Origin of the sequence: Brevibacillus laterosporus, from assembly GCA_007833815.1 — a bacterium.
Classification (GTDB): Bacteria; Bacillota; Bacilli; order Brevibacillales; family Brevibacillaceae; genus Brevibacillus_B; species Brevibacillus_B laterosporus_D.
Genome location: CP033464.1, coordinates 4,341,456 through 4,362,869 on the forward strand (window position 1 = coordinate 4,341,456; position 21,414 = coordinate 4,362,869).

Below are 21,414 nucleotides of genomic sequence, written 5' to 3' on the forward strand. Positions count from 1 at the left end.
TTACAATGCTATTGATTTTATCGCGCAAGCCAAGCGAACCACTCTCTCTGTGTCCCGTCTTATTATTTGGGGTAAACGAGTCTATCTGATTCCAGCAAACATCCAGCAACGCTATATCATCGCTGAGCGGACTATCACTAGCTTGGAGAATCATAGACTGTAACTCGTTGTCTGTCGGGAGGGGATAGCATTTATCTAATGTGGCTAAGCCATCTGTATAGGCTATCATTCGTGTAACACAATGCTGACCAGCCAAACTGGATTGAAATAAATGAGGTTTTCCACCCACAGGTCCATGTAATGTTGACCAACGCTCTTGTGTATGAAATGTTCCTTTTAAACATTCTGTTATTTCCTGTTCTTGACTAAATAATCGTAGACGCAAATCCCCCTGCCAGGCGAATAGGATTCTTCCCTCTGGAAAGGAAAGCGAGGGTAGATCAATGCGTCCACAAATATACATCGTTTCACTACCATGCATCCGCTTTGATTCTAATACATCTTTTAGCATACCTGTAATACTTGAGGGTAGTGGATGGGTGACAACGATTTTACTCGATACAGTGGTTAATGCTTGTAAATGTCTGTTCAAATGCTGTAAAAGGAATTCTTTCTGCTCCTCTTGATCTATGACATCTGAAGCAAGCCAATCCAGCAGTGAATCTCCTAGTATTTTAGCTGCAAGCTCCCCACAGTAAGAAAGTGACACGCCATCACACAATGCAAATAAAAAAGATTCCTCGTTTCTAGCAAACGTAAGGTAATCCTGGCCCTTCTCCCGAACATTTTGCGTTTCCGAAGCCCGGGCGTAAGCGTATCTCCAGACAAATTGTTCCGTTACTCTCGTTACAATAAGCTCTGCTTGTTGATGTACCTTTCCATATCGATAGGCTTGTTTCATGACACATCACCTGTCTTTATCGAACGGGGGTTGCTGCCGACATTTGAAAACCTAAAGACACCAATTCAGGACTGGTAGCCGGGAACATGAGCAACGCCCCCTTTTTTAATTGATACATAGATTCACTCATCATTTCACGATAGCTCTCTGGTAGGACAGAAGACATCGCACGGAGCTTATTCGCATGTTCGTCACTCATTATCGTATCAGGCATGATCCCATCCCAGCGTTTTACATCGCCAATCTGCTCATCACATACATCTTCGGAAATAAAAATATTTTCAACAAGCACCTGACCATCGGGAACAGCCATTTGCATAATTCTTTTGACCACAGGCTCTGGATCCTCTCCAGTTGCCGCCCCATCCGTCATATGACAGATCAAGGGAGCAGGAGAATCCTGTAGAAAAGGGAGCTCTTCTAACAATAATTTTTCAACCTGTTTAAATGCTTTGGCCGTGTCTGTCAATCTGCGGGGGCTTATTTCAGGCAACTTGCCCAACCGAGCTACTTCATCTATTCCTCGTACCCCATCCAACAAATCGTACACTTCATCGCTGTAAGCCAATAAAGCTATGCGGTAACGCGGTGACATACGAGTTCCTTTGGTAGAGCGAAAAATCATCTGTCGAATGGCAGCAGATAAAGCGTCCATCACCACATCAATTCGGCGTCTGTCCCCCATAGGTAGACACATGGAACCACTCACATCAATGAGATAAATGATAAGAGCTGGAGTTCGATGTGTCGCTTGTAAATCATAACTCATAACCGACTCTCCTTATGCACCTGTTGTAAGAAACCAGGGAAGAAGCTGTTTGAACACAGCCTCCGTAGTACCGCAAAGGATTTGGAAGCATTCATCTGCTTCGTTTTCCTAAAGTAAGGTAAGCCATTAGTATGGTGGAATTTTTTCATTTACCTTAACCAATCCAGATACAGAAGGATCAGCCTGTTCTTCTGCAATTGTATTCTTACCATATCCATCGTGTATAGAAGCATCAAGAAATTGTAAGTTTTCACGTACAAATTGAACCCTTGTAATTGGCAGCTCTTCCTTTGAACCTAATGTTGCTAAATGCCGTTGAATATCCTGTTGCGGAAAAAATCGAGGAGAGCCTGCTACGGTCAGCACTGTTTCCTGCTCTCTCAATTGATGTCGAACATGCTCCATCATTAGCGATAATCGTTCCGCACTTTCTCTATCCACCTGTTGGAAGCGTTCTGCTGACTCTATCAGACGCTTAGCTATATCGCTGGAGTGCTCTTGCAGTTGTCCCATTAAAACACGGGCCGCACGCCAGTTGTCTTCCAAATGTGACTGTTGCCTGACTTCCCAGGCCAGACTTTCCATCGCATGATGCAAACGTCCTTCTATTTCACTCCACTCCTGTGCAGCTCGCTTGTATTCGTTCCCCAATTCTTGCAACAGATGCGGGTGTACTAGTATTCGCGACATCTCTTATCTCCCCTGATTACTCATACTCGTTTTAACAGGTAATACGAAATTTTATTTACTCGTGACCTTGGAAATCAATCATGATGCTTACTTGACAAGATATTTGGAAGAACATCAGAGATTTCTCCTATATTTTTAGATTCACAGAACCAGTAACTTCATACTAGAGTAATTAGACCTGTTTTTTTCTCCATGTATAGGTAGATAGATACAAAAAAAAGTCTTTTTCAATGAAAAAGACTTTTTGCATTATTTCGCACTTGATTATAACATATACACGTACTTATTTATATGAGAAAGGAAGCTAGTAATCCGAATAGAAACAAGGGAATATTATAATGAAGAAAAGTAGGTACACATGTGTCCCAGATATGGTGATGTTGCCCATCTGCATTCAGTCCTGAGGTAGGCCCAAGGGTACTATCTGAGGCCGGAGATCCTGCATCCCCTAAAGCCCCCGCTGTTCCAATTAAAGCAGCCGTCGCCAGTACAGAAAACCCCAAGCCAGCACAGAGCGGTACGAAAATTGCTGCAATAATTGGGACTGTACCAAATGAAGAACCAATTCCCATTGTAATGAGTAAACCGATCAATAGCATAACTATGCTAGCTAACAAACGATTTTGACCAAAAAACGCCACTCCAGTCTCTACCAATTGCTGAACAGATCCCGTCTCTTTTAAAACAGTAGCATATCCAGAAGCAAGCAAGATGACAAAAGCGATAAACCCCATCATAGCAACACCTCGTTGCACCACCTCGTCCCCAAAATTCCATGGTACCACGCGAAAGGCAAATAAACATACAATTCCAGAAAGCGAGCCGATTATAAGTGATTTGGTCAATAATTGAACTGTCAATGCTATGAGAATGGCTACTAGGGTGAATGCATGACGCTTGGTAAAACGTAATACACGCTTCTCTTCCTGGTTCTCAACCTCCATTGACGTTTCTTGATAGATGCGTGATTTTCGATAACTTATGAATAGTGCCACCAATAATCCTACAATCATACCAATCCCAGGAATAAGCATCGCTTTTGGAAAATCGGTTACAGCGATTGTCATTCCAGCCTTACCCATTTCAGAAACAACGATCTGATGATAGATTAGTCCAAAACCTGCTGGAATCATGATATAAGGTGCTTGTAAGCCAAATGTTAAAGCACAAGCAACAGCACGGCGGTCTATTTGCATTTTTGTAAACAAGGTCAATAAAGGTGGAATTAAAATCGGAATAAAGGCAATATGCACTGGTACCGCATTTTGTGACAAGCAGGCCGCTGTGGCAATTGACATCAGCAGAATACCACGTTTTCCACGCAATACCACTAATAATTTTTTTACCAATAAGGAGGTAATATCAGACTTGGCAATCATGACAGCAAACATCCCAAGTAAAATATAGCTGAGTGCTGTTTCTAATTGTCCACTCATTCCCTGAACCATCATTTGAATGGTGTCGGTTAATGAAACACCAGCTACCAAACCAGCTGTTATGGAAGCGGCGATCAATCCAAAGATGACGTTTAGTCGCAACAACGACAATATGACGATCACAAGCACAGAGAGTATAACTCCATTTAATAATAGCATGACGTTCACCTACGCTTTAGTATATTAGCTAACTAAAGTTATACCATACTAAAGTATTTGTGACAAGAGCTTTGTAGCTCGATGTACAGAGCATACAGCAATCAAATACATATCGATTCTAAACTCATTCTTTAATTGTATGGCTTTCTAGACAAACGATTCAATTGAGTATATGATGGCAGTAATGATAACAACTACATAACGCTTCGGGGAGCTGGAATTGGCCAGCTGAGAGTGTATTGCCTTTAATACTGACCCATAACCTGATCTGGATAATGCCAGCGTAGGGAAGTAAGCTTCTGATATCTTCTTACATGAACGCTTCCAGAACAGGTTGCGTTTTTTTGTTGTCTACCAAACAACATGGAGGTTACGGGATTTATGAGAAATGGTAAACGCTATACTGCTACTTTACTATCTGGCTTGCTTTTGTTCGCTTTAACAGCTTGCGGACAATCTGCTTCCCCAGATGCATCAAATAACAAAACGACAGCTGAAACACCCCCTGCCAAAACTCCTAGTAAGGTGGTTCTCGACTGGACACCCAATACCAATCACACCGGGTTATATGTCGCCCTAGAAAAAGGCTATTTTACCGAACAAGGTCTGGATGTGGAAATCGTTCAGCCTGGTATGAACGGAGCCGATACAATGGTAGCCACCGGTGAAATTCCATTTGGAGTAAGCTATCAAGAAGGCGTCACGCAAGCACGAACTCAAAACGTACCCATTGTTTCACTTGCTGCCGTCATACAACATAATACATCTGGGTTTGCCTCACCTGTGAGCAAGAACATTTTGTCTCCCAAAGATTTTGAAGGAAAAACCTATGGAGGCTATGGTGCCCCTAGTGAAAAAGCTGTTTTACAATCTCTGATGAGCTTAGATAAAGCCGATGTGAACAAGCTAAATATCATTAATGTAGGCGATGCGGATTACTTTACTGCCGTAAAACGCGATATTGACTTCGCTTGGATTTTTTATGCATGGACTGGCATTGAAGCAGAATTACGCAACGAACCAATAAACATGATATACGTTAATAAATATTCGGATAAACTAGATTATTATACCCCCGTTCTCATTACTAATGAAAAAATGATTCAAGAGAAACCCGAGGTAGTGAAAGCTTTCATGGCAGCTACTTCACAGGGATATCAGTATGCAAGTAAACATCCCGAAGAAGCAGCTAGCATTCTTCTAAAGCATGTTCCAGATCTGGACGAAAAATTGGTAAAGGCAAGTCAAAAATGGTTAAGTCCTCGCTATCAAGATGATGCACCACGTTGGGGAGAACAAAAACGTGATGTATGGCAAGGCTACTCAGACTGGATGGTTGAACATCAGTTATTGGAAAAACCACTTGATGTAGACAAAGCTTTCACGAATGACTTTTTACCAAAACCATAAAGATAGACATATCACATAGAGGAGCGATTACAGATGGCAAACGCCTTGGTTAGCATTCAAATTATCCCTACCACACCTCAAGGTGAAGGGGTCATTCCCTTTGTAGACAAAGCAATCGAAGTCATTCAACAATCAGGGGTAAAGCATCTTGTTAGTCCGTTAGAAACCACGATGGAAGGCGATTTGGAAGAACTGCTTGCTGTCGTAAAAAAAATGAATGATGTCATGGTTGAAGCAGGTTGCCCGTCCGTAATCTCACAGATTAAAATCTATCACCGCGCTGATGGACTTGCTTCCATGGATGTTTTGACGGAGAAATATCGTCCATGATTAAGAATCGTCGTTTATTTACAACAGGATGGCCGCCCGTTCTCGCGGTCTTCCTGTTTCTCTTTATCTGGCAGCTCGCAACCTTCATCTGGAAGCCTGAGGCATGGTTTTTGCCAAGTCCCCTTGCCATTTTCCAAGAAGGTTGGCAACAAGCGCCTCAGCTTACACAGCATTTGTGGGCTACCTTACAAATCACCCTGTTAGGTTTTACAATAGGGAGCACAGCTGGGCTAATTCTCGCCTTTTTATTACATGTGACGCCACCCATTAAAGCTGCTTTGTATCCGTTACTAATCCTAAGTCAAAACATACCAACTATCATTCTAGCACCTCTTTTGATGATTTGGTTTGGTTTTGGTTTATTACCTAAAATGATTTTGATTACGTTGGTCTGTTTCTTCCCAGTCACCTTATCCACAATGACTGGACTTGCACAAACCGATCCTCAAATGAAACGTTACATGCTTATGATTGGCGCTACCCGTCAACAGATTTTCTGGAAGGTAGAGTTACCTCACTCCCTTGCTTCCATGTTTTCTGGTCTTAAAATATCCGCTACCTACAGCGTAATGGGTGCCGTCATTTCCGAATGGTTAGGGGCACAAAAAGGCATTGGGGTCTACATGCTGATGGCAAAATCATCATTTCGCGCTGACCGCGTATTTGTGACGATGTTTCTCATTGTGATTGTCAGTTGTCTGTTATTTGGCCTGATTAGTCTCATAGAACGCTGGGCGATCCGTTGGCAATCAGACAAGTAAGGCAGCTAGAGCATTTGAGGTCAAACAGAAAGGAGTGAGCTAGCGTGAGTAATGACATTCAAACCTCTATCAGTACGAACTTAACTACAGAACGAGATATGGCTTCCACATCTACAACAATATCTGAATTGCATATGGCTTCGGTGACTCACGCCTCTGTTACCCCTTCCACACTTGTCGTTGAACAAGTCTCACACTCCTTTACAGAGTCCAACAGTACCATTGACGTGCTTCATCAGATCTCCTTAGAAGTAAAAAAGGGGGAATTTGTCTCCTTGATCGGACCATCTGGGAGCGGAAAAAGTACGTTATTTCATATTATCGGAGGTCTATTATCACCCTCGCATGGTACCATTACCATTGAAGGTAAGCAGGTTACCGGTGAAACAGGGCACATTAGCTATATGCCTCAATCCTCTAGCTTACTTCCTTGGCGCACTGTAGAAGAAAACGTCGGATTAGCCCTAGAAGTAGAAGGCGTATCACGTAAAGAAACGGTGAAATTAGCACGTGAATGGTTACCAAAGGTAGGATTAGACGGTTATGAAAAAGCTTATCCTCACATGTTATCTGGTGGGATGCAACAAAGAGTCGCTTTCTTGCGCGCCTTGTTAAGCAAACAAGAGCTAATCTGCTTAGATGAACCCTTTGGGGCCTTGGATGCACTTAGTCGTACTGACATGCAAAATTGGTTATTAACCATTTGGGAAAAGCATAAACGTTCTGTACTTTTAATTACACATAGCATTGACGAAGCCATCTTTTTATCTGATAAAATTTATGTACTTACGGCCAAACCAGCACAGGTAGCTGACACAATTTTAGTGCCATTTGAGCGACCACGCCAGGAAAAAATGTTGTTATCTCCAGAGTTTATGCTTGTGAAAGAGAAAATCTTACAGTTGTTACGTCATTCCCAGCAATCGTAATCAACCAAAACTCGGCTATTGCTACTTACATATGCGATAGCCGAGTTTTTTATGTATATCATGTCCGATTAGCCTCTCTGTTTTCTTACTGGAACGAATCTCCCTTTTTCCCCCATCCATGCTTCATACTGATATGCCTTTTGTAACGCTTGCTCCTCTGCTGCAATACGAACCTTAAGTATCATTATCTTGGCTACAGTAAAGAACAGTGCCGTTTTCCAAGCACCAAATGTAAGAGGTAGCATTCCTACTTCTAACAAAACCACCAAGTAGTTCGGATGACGGATAAAGCGATAAGGCCCACATACGATCGGCTGTTTACCCGCCAAGACAAAAATCCTCGTGTTCCAAAAACGCCCCAAACTTCGCATGCTCCAGATTCTCAGTAGCTGGGCTGGACAAAACACTAAAAACGGCCAAAAGTAAAATGATATAGGAACAGTAGACGCACGTAGCGACACCTCTCCAATCAAACTCAGGAAAAAGCTAACATGCAAGCTTACAATCCATTTGTAGTGCTCGGCCGCTACTTCATATCCTCCTGCGTCCTTGATATAGCGCGTATTTCTTTTCGCTACCAACAACTCTGCACAGCGCTGACAAATTACCATCGCTATCACCATAATAAATACGATTACCATTCCAATAGCACCTGCTCGCATGAAAATCCCGGACCAAGAGCTAATAGCAATCCTGTTTCTCCTGGTAAATGCTCTTCTCTCATCTCTCTTTCCAAAACAAATAAGACGGTACAAGATGACATATTTCCATGATCCCGTAGTACCTCTCTTGCATGGCGCAATCTATCCGGTGGAAGTTGTAGAGCCTGCTCATAGGCTTGTAGCACCTTACTCCCCCCTGGATGTGCAATCATACGATCAATACGACAAGTAGTCTTTCCTTTCTTTCTTAAGAAGCTCTCCATTTCCGGCTTTATTTTCTCTTTTACCAGTGACGGAATATCCTTCGAAAAGATTACCCTCAAGCCTTCTTCTCTCACATCCCAGCCCATAACATCAACCGTGTCCCGCCATATAGTTGATTGTGTAGACAGAATAGAAGGTGCATTTTCATGGACTTCTCGGTCATCTCCATACAACAATACTGCAGCCGCCCCATCGGCAAACAAACTAGTGGCAATCAAGTTACTTTTACTTCGATCCCCATGAACAAAAGTTAACCCACACAATTCTACGCAGCAGACCAGTATACGTTCCTCTGGATGAGCCTTCGCAAAAGCATATCCTTTAGCTAATCCTGCTACTCCTCCAGCACACCCTAGTCCCCATACAGGTGTTCGCTTCAAATCTGAGCGAAACGGCAAGCGATTATATAGGAGGGCATCCAAACTAGGGGTGGCTATTCCTGTTGAGCTGACCATGACTACATGATCTATAGCGTCAGCTGAAACACCTGCATTTTCTAAACACTGCTCAATAGCACTTACACTTAATTCTAGGGCTTGCTGTACGTATAACTGGTTTTTTTCGGCCCAATCACGTGGCTGTTCGAACCACTCTAACGGAGTGGCGAAACTTCTACTTTCAATCTCAGCCGATTCAAATACTTGTAATAGGCGGTCGATATCACGAAAATGATCTTGAAAGAAACGACGCGCAAATTCCTTGCTCTCATGTTGCGCGACAATATATTGTGGATTTGCTGTGCCGATTGATACGATTCGCGGCATCATTTCTCCTACTTTCCGTTGTTTTCCTTCTATTCTTTCCCAAAGACTTTTCCTTATGTAATAAAGTGGTAACATCAGGAAAAATGACCATAAACAATTCTTAATAGTATAAACCTTCAAACAAAAAAGTAGGAATTATCAATAAAAACAGATTTTATTCACAAAATGGTAACATTATTAAAAAATTTAACACGTATGCTTTTTTCAATGTGTGATAAATTAATTGAATAACAAAATATATCGCAAGGAGTCTATCTATCTTATGAAACAAAAGCAACTATCAATGAAAGAAACAGTGACTATTGGATTGATGCTGTTTGCTCTATTTTTCGGCGCAGGCAATATGATATTTCCACCTTTACTTGGGCAATCCGCTGGGACAAGCGTTTGGGTAGCCATTCTCGGCTTTGTATTAACTGGCGTAGGTCTTCCTGTTTTAGCCGTCGCTGCTACCGCAACATCAGGAGGCGATTTAAAAGTTTTAGCAAACCGGGTTCATCCGCTATTCGGCATTATTTTTCCCACCTTAATTTATCTAGCTATTGGCCCATTTTTCGGAATTCCGCGAACAGCAAGCGTTGCCTATGAGATTGGTCTTTCTCCTCTGCTGTCCGCATCTGTAAAAGAAAGCAGCTTACCTTTGTTTTTTTATTCGATCGTCTATATGTCAATCACATTTTGGCTATGTCTGAACCCTACTAAATTAATCGATCGCATCGGAAAAATCTTAACACCCACACTATTGCTAATTATCGCAATATTGTTTGTTCGGAGCATTTTTAAGCCGTTAGGTGCTTTTCCCACACCTTCGGAGGCCTACATGGACGGTGCGTTTTTCAAAGGATTCCTCGAAGGATATCTGACCATGGATACATTAGGTGCCTTAGTTTTCGGAATTGTCGTGATTTCTTCTATCCAAAGTCGAGGAATTACGGATAAAAACAGCATTAGAATGGCTACGGTTAAAGCAGGTTCCATTGCTGGCGTTGCTTTGGCGCTCGTATATATGACTTTAGCTTATTTGGGAGCAGGTAGCTCTATACTAGGTGTCTCTACAAATGGTGGTCAAATTTTAACAGCAGTTGTATCTTATCTGTTTGGTCAAGCTGGCGTCGTGTTACTTGGTACAGCTATTACCTTAGCATGCTTAACAACTTCCATTGGACTCATTACAGCGTGCGGTCAATTTTTCTCTACCCTGATTCCTGCATTACGCTATAAAGTTGTGATTAGCATTCTGTGTGTATTTAGCTTAGTGATTGCTAACCTGGGATTAAATCAAATCATTTCTTTCTCTGTGCCTGTTTTGGCCGGATTATATCCAATCGCGATCGTACTGATTATTTTGTCGCTGATTCACAAACAAATAAAAGGATATCAACAAGTATATGTATGGAGCGTCCTATTCGCTGGAATCATTAGTCTAGTGGATTGCCTGCATGCCTTTGGCTTTCCCTTAGGGAGAATTACAGAGTGGCTACAATTCCTTCCTCTATATTCAAAAGGAATCGGTTGGGTTGTTCCTGCGATTGTAGGAGCGATCATCGGATATATTTTAGGTTCTTTGAAATCTCAAGATACTGTGAATCCTTCCACTCAAACCGAATAATGTAGACGACTTGGACGAGTAGCATAGTAGCTAGTAAAATACTTGATTTTGTCCAGTTTCTCGTAGACAAAACTTACTCGTATTGATTCAAAAAAAGACAGGGATACTCTCACATATCCCTGTCTTTTTATATGATTACGTTGGTATGATACGCTGAATCGCTTTACTAAAATCTTCCCACGTGAGTAAGCTTAATTCCTCTTTTGTCCAGTCCATCTTTTCTTCTGCCGCTAGGCGCAATGCTTGCTCTTGCATCGCTTCTTGAACCACATTTTTAGCGAAACGTCCATTGCCTCTGATCTTTCCTTGTTCACTCCACACTTCTAATTTTTCTGCTAAGAGTTCTTGCGTTTCATCCGTTAACTCATAGCTATTTCCCTGAATAAATTGCGTAATAATAGATAATAGCTCGAGAGCTGTATAATCTGGAAACCGGAAATACTTTTTAAAACGCGAGGAAAGACCTGGGTTACTATCTATAAATTTTTGCATATCGTATGGATAGCCTGCTAGGACTACTACCAGATTTTCTCCGTGCTTGCTAATCTCTTCTACCAGCGTATTTACAGCCTCTTGCCCATAATCATTTTCGCTAGAAGACATCAGGGCATACGCTTCATCAATAAATAAAACACCACCTAATGCTTCCTTGATTTTTCGCTTGGTTTTACTAGCTGTCTGCCCAACATAATTAGCAACGAGATCAGCGCGACCCACTGTGACGAGATGCCCTCGTTTGAGATAGCCTACTTCGTGTAAAATTTGTGCATATAGTTGTGCTACCGTCGTTTTTCCCGTACCTGGATTTCCTGTAAAAACAGCATGCAGTTCAACGGGAACAGCTGGCAATCCTTTTTCTTGACGTGAACGTTGAATGGACACAAAAGCCGCCACTTTGGTTAATTCAGCTTTCATTTCCATAAGTCCTATCATCTGATCCAATCGTTGTTTTGCGGAAAGATTGTTAACCTGTACTTCACCACACGACGAATTAGCTTCCACATCCGCTGGCGTAAGAATTGTAAAATCGGGAATTTTGATCGATTCTGTATCTTCCACATGACTTCCCTTAGCAAAGATGGCATCCAAAATAATATTTTTGGCAGTACGGGCATTCCCAAAGGTTTCATCAACCCGCTCTCGCTCTAGGCGTTGTTGAATAGAAATTTTGGTATCAGAACGTAGTATAAAATCATTACGCTCGGCCACTTGCTCAGCTACCTGTAATAATTCATCCGTGGTAAAGTCGGGTAATGTAAAGTGATTACTTTCCGGGAAGCGACTACGCAAACCGGGATTTGCCCTTAAGAAGTTTCGCATTTCTTCAGGATAACCTGCTAAAATCAGCACGAACTTACCGCTATACCCACTTGTCATTGCAGAGACAAGCGTATCAATGACAACCTGACCGTAATCACTGTCGCTTGACTCCGCCCGTTTTAAACTATAGGCTTCATCAATAAACAAAACACCGCCTACCGCTTTTTTAATCACTTCCATCGTTCTTTGCTCCGATTGTCCCACATAAGCTCCCACCAACTGAGAACGATCAACTTCTACCACTTCTGCCCGTTCTAATAAGCCCAATTCATGATAAAGTGTGGCTAAAAGGCGCGCCAATGTCGTTTTCCCCGTACCAGGATTCCCCATTAAAACGGCGTGCAATTCCAATGGATCGGCCAACTCCCAGCCCTTTTCTGTACGAATGCGCTGATACTGTAAAAATTGGGCTAATTGCTTTACTCGCTTTTTCATATCGGTTAGGCCAACCAATTGATCAATTTGCTCGATCGCTGGCACATGATCTTGTAATTCGTCGTCTGTTTGTGTAGGCGTTAGCTGTTCACGTATCGACTGCTCGATTTCTCGCAGTTTTTTATTGGCGTGTTGGAGTCGAGCCAACAATTCTGAAGAGTAAAATAGTCCTTGTACCGAGTTTGCATATCCCTGCGCCTCTTTATGTAACAAGATTAATGTTTCCTCTAGCTCAAGTGTGCCTTCACGCAATGACTTGTATTTCTGCTGAAGGATGGCATTGGAAGAGAGTTGGGCCCCTTTCGTACCCGCTTGCAGCATATCCTCCCAATTAACTAAATCATCCAGACGCTCCTGAATCTGCGTAACGAATTGAGCTGTTACTTTTTTTCGTGTAGCTGCGTTGTCAGTCTCACGTATAGGGGGAAATTGGGCTGTTTCTTTTAAGGATTGCAATAAGGAATGAAGATATATTTCTGCTTGTAAAGAAGCGGCTTGTTGATTATTTGGATCCAATCTCCTCGCTTTCTTTAACCACTCCTCCACCAACGAGATTTGTTGTGTCTTCTTCCAACGTATCTGTGCTAGGATGGTGAGTACTGTAGCTTCAGCTTGATCCAATTCAGGTTGATCTACTCCTACCATTTGTTTTTGCTCATCCTGGTGTTCATCAGAATCTGTGTACGTATGTAGCAACTGTTCCCGTTTTTCTTCTATATATTGCAAGATTTGAATAGCCTCTACTTCTGTCACCTGTGGCGAAATACTATCTGCTTGTTGCCATTCTTTCATCTTATCTATCCATGTTTGTTCCTCTATTATATTCATCGTTTTATTGTCCTCCGTTATCTTGCTCCTTCTCCTTGTTTTATCACTTTTTTAACTAAAAAGAAAGAGGATAACATGCGAGACAGCCAGCTATACCACGTTTTACTCAACTGTATTAGAAAGTAGATTGCTTCCTCACAACAAAAAACCCGGGTTATCCTTTACTCCGGGCTTTTGATGTACCATAGATAACCGCTCTGTAGAAGCAAGCAACTGCTGCCCTGCTTGTTTGTTCTGTTCAAATGACACCGTTACTGTTGCTGGTTATACTTGCAAATTTCCCATTTCGATATCAGATTCCATATGCGCTAATGCTACCGGGAAAACATCACGCTCAGTTTCAGCATAGATTTTAAATGAGCTGACAATTTTTTCACCACTACGCACCTGTACATCATATTGAGAATCCCCATCGTAGGTTGTTGCAAAATGAAATTCTCTTCCGTTTACGTGCAGACTTTTTTCCACGATGATCACCTCGTCTTTAGTTTGTCCCAGCTATGAAAAAAGCATTACGAATTTCCCCTGACTTTGTTTTATTTGCTGAAATGAACGGAAATATCATTCCCCCGGAAATAAGATGGTTCTTTTTCTCCGCATACGATTAATGTTTCATGCAAAAGCCGTTGTCCATGTTGGGACAACGGCTTTCCTTACTGATTTGCTTTGATTTTTCTTCTATACCATAGAAAATTCTTTTATATTGGTACGTTGGGTTAGTTCACGTCCAGACGGCAATGTAACGTGCACAAGACCATGGCTCTCTTCTTCACTCGTCCAGGTAAAATCAAACGTAACACTTTTCTTCTCAAACGCTTGCTCTTCCTCAAATTCTTCCAACATCAGACGTAACGTCTCAGGATGCAAGGGTACAGAGATTGATTCCCCTGACTGGCTCGGAATAGATAGATATTTTAAAGCATCTTCAAAATACATTACGGTATCAAGCAACAACGATAACTGTTGCCAGTTCAATTCACTTGTAAACCGCTCAAATGGTTTTAACATTCTCCGTCATCCCTTCAATGATGTTCCCGTATAAGGTTTCTCTTGGCTGTTTCTCTTAGCTGGATGAAAAGTACTCTTTTGTAATATTGATTCAACTTTATCTTTCGTCATCCGACTCTTTTCCATCTTGGGATGGAATTGTAGCCTCTAACAAAATTTGTTCATAAGCTTCCTCAACTACTAAGCGACCAATTCCACCCTGTTCATTTATAGGTACCTGATCTGCTTCAACCGATATTATATCACCACGTTTGGTCACAAGTATCCATTTAGGAGAGTTGGGGTCCTCCAGCAAAATTGCTCTGATTTGGTGCGGATTCATCTTTCTCTTACGGATGAGAAGTAAACCTTTACCAGCGCGACCCTGTAGAGGAATTTGAGCAATTGAAGTACGTTTCACTACCCCTTCTGTGGTTAACGCTCGCAATACACGGTTATCCTCTATGCCAGTCACCAACAGATCAATTAATTGGTCATCTTTTGATAAATTAATCGCTTTGACACCACTTGAAGCTCGACCTGTTGCCGATACTTCATTTTGTAAAAAGCGAATAACCATTCCCTCCTGGGTTACACCAACAAATGCTCCCTCGTCGTTAATCAAATGGACATGATTCACTTCATCTTCATTGCTCTTTAATTTAATAGCAACAATTGCACCCGAGCGGTTCGTTCCATACTCTTTTAAGGCTGTCTTTTTAACTAAACCACTTTTTGTTGAATGGCAGACATACAGGGGTTTGTCAAAGCTATCGACAATATGTACGGCAACAATTCTTTGACCCTTTTCCAAGGAGAGCACATTCACGAGCGCTGTTCCGATATCTTTCCATTTCGCATCAGGAAGATCGTTAACCAGAATAGCGAAATATTTACCGTCTTGGGTAAAGAACAGTGCTGTATGGGAGGTATTGGTTTCACAGAATGTCCGTACCTTATCCCCTTCTTTCACCCCACAGGTTTCAATAGAGCCACCCATTGATTTAAAGGAACGTGGGCTAACACGCTTAACATACCCTTCATGTGTCAGTGTCACAATACAATCTTCTATCTGGATTTGCATGGATAGATCGAGCTTAATTTCCTCAATCTCACCCTGAATCTCAGTCATACGTGGCTCACTATATTTCTTCTTAATTTCACTTAGTTCAGCAACCAGAACAGAGATAAGCTTTTTCTCACTACCAAGAATAGCCTTCAGCTCCTCGATTTCCTTTGCGAGCGTCTGTAACTCTTTTTCAAGCTTCACAATATCAATTCGTGTAAGAGAAGCTAGTTGAATGCTCAAAATAGCGTCAGCTTGCAGATCGGTAAATCTAAATTTTTCCATAATATTCTTTTTCGCATCTGCACGATCTTCCGAATCCATAATCGTATCAACAATTTGTCTAAGTATTGATTTAGCGTGGATCAAGCCCTCGACGATATGGGAACGATTCTCTTTTCGATCTAAATCAAATTGAGAACGACGTGTCACCATTTCTTTTTGATGCGTAATATACGCATCTAATAAATGCTTGAGCCCCATCTGCTTGATGGTACCCTCATAAATCGCATTCATGTTGTAGTTGTAGAAAATCTGTAAATCAGTATTTTTATACAAATAATGTAAAATAGCCTGTGCGTCAGCTTCTTTTTTCAGGTCGATAACGACACGAACCTTCTTCAACTCAGCTTCTTTACGTCCGGTCTCATCTCGAACAGCTATAGCACCTTCAATTTTACGTTCCATAACTAGCTCATCAATTTGAGCAACCAGCTTGGATTTGACAACATCATAAGGAATCTCACTAATTACAATGCGTTTGTGTTTGTTTCCTTTTGCCTCTTCGACGTCTGCTCGTCCACGAATGATAAACTGACCTCTACCAGTTTCAAATGCCTTTTTAATACCTGATATACCTTGGACAATCCCCCGATTGGAAAAGTCCGGACCTTTAACGAACTCCATCAGCTCATCAGTCGTGATGGATGGTTTGCGCATCATTGCGATCGTAGCGTCAATTACTTCTCCCAGATTATGTGTAGGGATATCCGTGGCAAAACCTACAGCAATACCAGAAGCTCCATTCACTAACAAGTTAGGGAACCGTGCTGGCAAAACAGCAGGCTGCTCTGTGGAGTTATCATAGTTCGGGATAAATGGTACCGTATCCTTTTCAATATCCCGTAATAGCTCATTAGCAAGCGCAGATAAGCGTGCTTCGGTATAACGCATAGCAGCAGGAGGATCCGCATCAAGGCTACCAAAGTTACCTTGACCCTGAATCAACACATGACGCATCTTCCACCATTGCGCCATTCGTACCATCGTTTCATAGATAGAGGCATCCCCATGCGGATGATAGGTACCCATAACAGAACCAACCGTTTTTGCTGATTTACGGTATGGTTTATCAAAGGTGTTATTCTCTTCGTACATCGAATATAAAATCCGGCGCTGTACCGGCTTTAAGCCATCACGAGCATCAGGAATAGCGCGAGAGAGGATAACCAGATTGGCATAATCCCCAAAGCGTTTCCCCATAATCTCTGCAAAGCTTTGTTCAATTAAACGATTAGAAAACATGTTACTCATCCTCTCCTACTTCAAATGTGACATGGGTCTCGATCCATTCACGACGAGGAGGGACTTTATCGCCCATTAAAACCGTAATTAATTTTTCACAGTGAGCCCGATCTGCAAGAGACACTCGAATCAACTTCCGATTCTCAGGATCCATTGTCGTCTCCCACAATTGATTAGGGTTCATCTCACCTAAACCTTTGTAACGAGTGATTTTAGCCCCTTTACCTAACTTTTTCAGAGCTGTTTCCAATTCTTGGTCGTCCCAACAGTAGTAGGATTCTGCGCTCTTCTTGCCTTTCCCACCATCTTTAGCTACTTGATAGAGAGGAGGCTGAGCAATATAAAGCTTATTAGAGGCGATAAGCGGCTGCATATAACGGAAGAAGAAGGTTAACAGAAGCGCTTGAATATGCGAACCATCCACGTCGGCGTCAGACATGATAATAATTTTATCAAACGCACAATTTTCTATGGAAAATTCTTCACCGATATCCGTCTCCAACACTTCTAAAATCGTCCGAAACTCTTCGTTAGATAAAACCTCGGATAGTTTGGCCTTCTCTGTGTTCAACGGCTTTCCTTTTAAACCAAAGATCGCTTGATATTCAGAGTTGCGTGCTTGCTTGGCCGAGCCACCTGCTGAATCACCCTCAACTAGAAACAGTTCATTAATACTAGGATTTTTATATTGAGGTGGCGCAAATTTTTCAGAAATGGATCTGCGTTTCTTAGCACCCTTTCCCTTTTTATCTCCGCGTAATGCTTCTCGTTGTTTGCGAAGTTCCTCACGAATCTGCATAGATTTTAACGCTTTATCAATTAACAGCTTGGCGATCTCTGGATTCTCTTCTAGGAAGAAGCCCAGCTTTTCGGAGATAATTTGTTCAACAATGGTACGTGCCTCTTCATTACCTAATTTATCCTTCGTTTGCGATTCAAACTGGACATCGGACATTTGCAAAGATAACACACCTAAAAAACCTTCACGCAAATCGTTACCGGTCAAATTAGGATCCTTTTCCTTGATATACCCTTTCTTGCGGGCAAAATCATTGAAAATTCGAGTTGTGGCATTTTTAAACCCAGTGACATGCGTTCCACCATCATTTGTAGGGATCGAGTTCACATAAGAAGCCAACGTCTCTGTATAGCCATCATTGTATTGGAAGGCTAGCTCTACATACACATTATCTTTTTCTCCGTCAAAATAGACAACGGAATGTAACGCGTTCTTACCCTCGTTTAAATACTCTACATAAGATTTGATGCCATCTTCATAATAAAATTCTTCTTTGCGTATTTCTGGTGTACGTTTATCAATTAACACCAAGCGTAAACCTTTCAACAGAAAAGCTGTTTCACGGAAGCGGTCACGCAAGGTTTCGTAATCAAATTTAGTGGTGGTAAATACCTCTGGATCAGGTTTAAACGTTACGGTTGTTCCTGTACGTTTGGACTTCCCTACAATCTCAAGACCGGTTACCGCTTTACCTACAAGTTCTTGACCATTCTTGTCCACTAGGTATTCAAAGCGTTGCTTATAGATGTTTCCTTCTCGGTGAATTTCTACTTCTAACCAGCGAGATAAAGCAACAACAACACTAGAGCCTACTCCGTGCAAGCCTCCGCTTTTTTTGTACCCGCCACCGCCAAATTTACCACCTGCATGAAGCGTAGTAAAAATGACTTCTGGCACTGGTCGTCCAGATTTATGCATACCTGTTGGAATACCGCGACCATGGTCCTCCACGCTAACGCTACCATCCGGATAAAGAGTGATAATAATGCGATCGTTCACGCCAGCCAAAGCTTCATCCTTAGCATTATCCACGATCTCCCACACTAAGTGGTGCAGACCGCGTGATCCGGTGGAGCCTATATACATACCAGGTCGTTTACGGACGGCGATCAAGCCTTCCAAGACCTGAATGTCGTCTTCGGTATATGATAGTGCTCGATTATCAGCCATTCTGTTCTCCCCTCTTACACACTCGCAATCAACGTTCCTTAAGCGAACACCTAATCGCTATTTTATCTCATTTCATGAAAAGAAAAAACTCTTTTACATGAAAGCTCTTACATAGTTGCTACTATACATGTATTTTGCTTGTTGTTCCACAGTAACAAACCTGCATACAGGAAAAATTCACCTTCTTTATTGCTTTTCCCTAGTCTGGTAGAAGAATAGCCATCTTTATCCCTTTCTAACAAAGGTAACGTTCTTCCTGCTTGTCCATATGTATTTTTTTGCAAATCCAAACTTTTCATAAAACGAGTCTCTCTTATGTATATCCTACTTTCTGAGGAATAACAAGAACATTCGTTCGTTTTTTGTAGATAAATACAGCCATCCTGCCGTATGGACAAGATGGCTGAAAGAATTAGCCTTGAATACGTTCCAGCTCTTCTTTATCAATGTCGTAATTTGCATACACATTTTGCACGTCGTCATTATCTTCAAATGCTTCCATCATCTTCAGGATTTTTTCAGCATCTTCACCTGTGACTTTGACTGTGTTTTGCGGAATCCATTGTACTTCTGCATTAGCGAATTTGTATCCCTCTGCTTCCAAAGCATGCTTTACTTGATCCAATTCATGAGGATGCGTAATGATTTCATATTCTTCCTCTGTCACGACTAAATCCTCTGCACCAGCTTCTAATGCTTGCATCAGCATTGTATCTTCATCAGCTTCAAATTGTTCACGATCAATAACAATAGCACCTTTACGGTCAAACATGAAGCTTACAGAGCCTGTTTCACCCATATTACCACCGCGTTTACCAAAAATCGAACGAACATCAGCTGCTGTACGATTTCGATTGTCAGACAAGCACTCTACGATGACAGCAACGCCACCTGGCGCATATCCTTCATAACGGATTTCTTCGTAATTATCCCCTTGACCACTGTCCGTAGCTTTTTTAATCGCACGCTCAATATTGTCATTGGGCATATTAATAGCTCGCGCATTGGCAATAATTGCTTTTAGTTTCAGGTTTGCATTGGGGTCAGGTCCGCCGTTTCTCGCTTCCACATAAATTTGACGAGCTAACTTAACATATTGATTGTTTCGTTTTTGATCGGCTGCACCTTTTTTTCCTGCAAATAACTTAAACTTTGGCATGTGAAACTCTCCTCACCAGAAATGTCTGCTTGGGTATGAAATAATAACTTATTGTAGCAAAAAGAAACGCTTCAGACAAGGCTAGGTCATCTTATTGGCACAAAGTTCGTCAGGGTAAAGACATAATTACAGGGCAAGCTAGATAATGTAACCATACCTATTTGCGAGGAGGATGAACCTGTGCTAAGTGCAACAAAGCCGTTTGTAAAGCTGCATAAGTACGATGAGCATTTGGTAGCTGACATTGAAGCACTCAATTCATCTGGATATGCTAAAGATGACATTTATGTGTTGAAGTGGAATCCGGACAAAAACCATTCCAATCAACGCGACAACTTTTACAAATACAGTACTCACTTTGAAAAAGCAAAAGGTCATATCGACACCAAAGCCCATTTTTTTGACAATGGCGGAAAAGAGTTACGCTCCAAGCTCGAACATATCGGATTAACCAAAGATGAAGCATCGGCGTTAGTTCGTGAACTGGAAGACACGGACAAAACCTGCATTTTAGCTGTACATGATTTAAAAGATAATATTATTGAGATGAACACGCAATATAACCAGTAGATACTCAAAAACCAACAAGAAACCCGGAGTCGATGAGCAACTCCGGGTTTTGCTTTCTCTTTTTTGAACGTAATGCTTCTTAGTCGTGCGTACGGTCAATCAGTTCAATGCCTTCCATTGTTTCATGCAATTTAGCATGAGCAGCTTCTTCCTCTTCTTCTAGCAACGGAACCAATTCGCCTTCTTCAATGCCGAACACATAAATGTCGATTTCGCCTTCTTCATCAATCTCTTCTTCTTCTGTTGCTTCTGTTAGCGCAACAAATTGTTTGTTATTTAGTTCAAACATCGCGATTACTTCAAAGTCGCCCATATCTTCGCCGTTTTCATCGTCTAGAGTGATGATATCGCCTAAAGCCAAATCTTTTTCGTTTTCCATGTGTATATGCCTCCTGCTTTTACTCGCTTGGGTTATGTATCGTCGTCCATTCAGACAGCACTCATACGAACGTGTGGGTTTACATAACAGGCTGGTACTAGCTCTGACACCAGTCCCAACCAGTTTTCCCCGACATCATTATTAGCATACCTTTCTTTTTAGGAAAAGTCCATGAGAAGTTCCTCACCACAAAAGACCGTCTCCTTGAAGAAGACGGTCAGATCAACACAACTGCTGTATTTGCGGGGTTACTAGTCCAACTAGTTAGCTTCGTAAGGTATTTCCTCAATGACACCTTTTTCGATCAAAAAAGCTTCCTCCGCTTCCAAGATTGCAATAATCTCTTTGCGTCCTACTTTCATGCCACCCTCAGCAAGTTTTTTTTCTACGAATTGCAACATCTCTTCATAGTCTAACACTTGTACATCTTGTTGATTCTTTTGTTGTTGTGCCATGGCTATTACCCCCTGTGTTCTCTCTGTCATTCTTTGGG

20 protein-coding genes, 1 pseudogene and 1 riboswitch are annotated in these 21,414 nt (G+C 41.7%); of the genes and pseudogenes, 6 read left to right on the forward strand and 15 right to left on the reverse strand.

Annotated features, from left to right (window positions below):
* Positions 1–17 precede the first annotated feature (17 nt).
* The 4 genes and pseudogenes from EEL30_21030 to EEL30_21045 all read right to left on the reverse strand — a co-directional run bounded on the left by EEL30_21030 (position 18) and on the right by EEL30_21045 (position 3,955).
* Positions 18–901 (reverse strand): annotated as a pseudogene (locus EEL30_21030) (hypothetical protein).
* A 16-nt stretch (positions 902–917) separates the two neighbouring features.
* Positions 918–1,670: a VWA domain-containing protein gene (locus EEL30_21035; GenBank protein QDX94540.1), complete on the reverse strand. Its 753-nt coding sequence runs from the start codon at positions 1,668–1,670 to the stop codon at positions 918–920.
* A gap of 126 nt (positions 1,671–1,796) precedes the next feature.
* A complete protein-coding gene (locus tag EEL30_21040; protein ID QDX94541.1) occupies positions 1,797–2,360 on the reverse strand; it encodes an ESX-1 secretion-associated protein in 564 nt (187 codons plus the stop codon).
* A gap of 287 nt (positions 2,361–2,647) precedes the next feature.
* A complete protein-coding gene (locus EEL30_21045; GenBank protein ID QDX94542.1) occupies positions 2,648–3,955 on the reverse strand; it encodes a sodium:proton antiporter in 1,308 nt (435 codons plus the stop codon).
* A gap of 198 nt (positions 3,956–4,153) precedes the next feature.
* A riboswitch (TPP riboswitch) is annotated at positions 4,154–4,264 on the forward strand.
* 72 nt (positions 4,265–4,336) lie between these two features.
* Between EEL30_21045 and EEL30_21050 the strand changes: the two genes are divergently transcribed.
* From EEL30_21050 to EEL30_21065, 4 genes are all read left to right on the forward strand, one after another.
* Complete coding sequence (locus EEL30_21050) at positions 4,337–5,365, forward strand: ABC transporter substrate-binding protein (protein QDX94543.1); 1,029 nt, start codon at positions 4,337–4,339, stop codon at positions 5,363–5,365.
* 33 nt (positions 5,366–5,398) lie between these two features.
* Entirely contained in the window at positions 5,399–5,695 is a 297-nt protein-coding gene (locus EEL30_21055; protein QDX94544.1) for an MTH1187 family thiamine-binding protein, read from the forward strand.
* Positions 5,692–6,456, forward strand: a complete 765-nt coding sequence (locus EEL30_21060; GenBank protein QDX94545.1) for an ABC transporter permease — start codon at positions 5,692–5,694, stop codon at positions 6,454–6,456. Before EEL30_21055 ends, EEL30_21060 begins: the two co-directional genes overlap by 4 nt.
* Positions 6,457–6,554: 98 nt before the next feature.
* Positions 6,555–7,385 carry an ABC transporter ATP-binding protein gene (locus tag EEL30_21065; protein QDX95848.1) on the forward strand — a complete coding sequence of 277 codons (831 nt, stop codon included), beginning with the start codon at positions 6,555–6,557 and terminating at the stop codon, positions 7,383–7,385.
* Positions 7,386–7,453: 68 nt separating this feature from the next.
* Here the strand turns inward: EEL30_21065 and EEL30_21070 are convergent, their stop codons facing one another.
* Together EEL30_21070 and EEL30_21075 are read right to left on the reverse strand one after the other, a co-directional pair.
* The gene (locus tag EEL30_21070; GenBank protein ID QDX94546.1) at positions 7,454–8,026 is read right to left on the reverse strand and encodes an isoprenylcysteine carboxyl methyltransferase; all 573 of its coding nucleotides are present in this window, start codon (positions 8,024–8,026) and stop codon (positions 7,454–7,456) included.
* Positions 8,020–9,075 (reverse strand): type III polyketide synthase, encoded by a 1,056-nt coding sequence (locus EEL30_21075; protein ID QDX94547.1) that lies wholly within the window; start codon positions 9,073–9,075, stop codon positions 8,020–8,022. Before EEL30_21075 ends, EEL30_21070 begins: the two co-directional genes overlap by 7 nt.
* Positions 9,076–9,337: 262 nt before the next feature.
* On the opposite strand from EEL30_21075, the gene brnQ reads away from it, so the two are divergent.
* Complete coding sequence (gene brnQ / locus EEL30_21080; protein QDX94548.1) at positions 9,338–10,684, forward strand: branched-chain amino acid transport system II carrier protein; 1,347 nt, start codon at positions 9,338–9,340, stop codon at positions 10,682–10,684.
* Between the two features lie 135 nt (positions 10,685–10,819).
* Here the strand turns inward: brnQ and EEL30_21085 are convergent, their stop codons facing one another.
* The 7 genes from EEL30_21085 to EEL30_21115 all read right to left on the reverse strand — a co-directional run bounded on the left by EEL30_21085 (position 10,820) and on the right by EEL30_21115 (position 19,972).
* Positions 10,820–13,267: an AAA family ATPase gene (locus EEL30_21085; GenBank protein ID QDX94549.1), complete on the reverse strand. Its 2,448-nt coding sequence runs from the start codon at positions 13,265–13,267 to the stop codon at positions 10,820–10,822.
* A 264-nt stretch (positions 13,268–13,531) separates the two neighbouring features.
* Positions 13,532–13,735: a hypothetical protein gene (locus EEL30_21090; protein QDX94550.1), complete on the reverse strand. Its 204-nt coding sequence runs from the start codon at positions 13,733–13,735 to the stop codon at positions 13,532–13,534.
* A gap of 210 nt (positions 13,736–13,945) precedes the next feature.
* Positions 13,946–14,275, reverse strand: a complete 330-nt coding sequence (locus EEL30_21095) for a hypothetical protein (GenBank protein ID QDX94551.1) — start codon at positions 14,273–14,275, stop codon at positions 13,946–13,948.
* Between the two features lie 97 nt (positions 14,276–14,372).
* Entirely contained in the window at positions 14,373–16,844 is a 2,472-nt protein-coding gene (gene parC / locus EEL30_21100) for a DNA topoisomerase IV subunit A (GenBank protein ID QDX94552.1), read from the reverse strand.
* 1 nt (position 16,845) lies between these two features.
* On the reverse strand, positions 16,846–18,813 hold the full coding sequence (locus tag EEL30_21105; protein ID QDX94553.1) for a DNA gyrase subunit B: 1,968 nt from the start codon (positions 18,811–18,813) through the stop codon (positions 16,846–16,848).
* A gap of 107 nt (positions 18,814–18,920) precedes the next feature.
* Positions 18,921–19,112, reverse strand: a complete 192-nt coding sequence (locus tag EEL30_21110; protein ID QDX94554.1) for a hypothetical protein — start codon at positions 19,110–19,112, stop codon at positions 18,921–18,923.
* A 113-nt stretch (positions 19,113–19,225) separates the two neighbouring features.
* Positions 19,226–19,972: a YebC/PmpR family DNA-binding transcriptional regulator gene (locus EEL30_21115; protein ID QDX94555.1), complete on the reverse strand. Its 747-nt coding sequence runs from the start codon at positions 19,970–19,972 to the stop codon at positions 19,226–19,228.
* A gap of 180 nt (positions 19,973–20,152) precedes the next feature.
* Between EEL30_21115 and EEL30_21120 the strand changes: the two genes are divergently transcribed.
* The gene (locus EEL30_21120) at positions 20,153–20,542 is read left to right on the forward strand and encodes a Heat induced stress protein YflT (protein QDX94556.1); all 390 of its coding nucleotides are present in this window, start codon (positions 20,153–20,155) and stop codon (positions 20,540–20,542) included.
* 79 nt (positions 20,543–20,621) lie between these two features.
* On the opposite strand, the gene EEL30_21125 is transcribed toward EEL30_21120, so the two are convergent.
* A complete protein-coding gene (locus EEL30_21125; protein ID QDX94557.1) occupies positions 20,622–20,921 on the reverse strand; it encodes a DUF1292 domain-containing protein in 300 nt (99 codons plus the stop codon).
* A 260-nt stretch (positions 20,922–21,181) separates the two neighbouring features.
* Positions 21,182–21,376 carry a hypothetical protein gene (locus tag EEL30_21130; GenBank protein ID QDX94558.1) on the reverse strand — a complete coding sequence of 65 codons (195 nt, stop codon included), beginning with the start codon at positions 21,374–21,376 and terminating at the stop codon, positions 21,182–21,184.
* Positions 21,377–21,414: the final 38 nt, after the last annotated feature.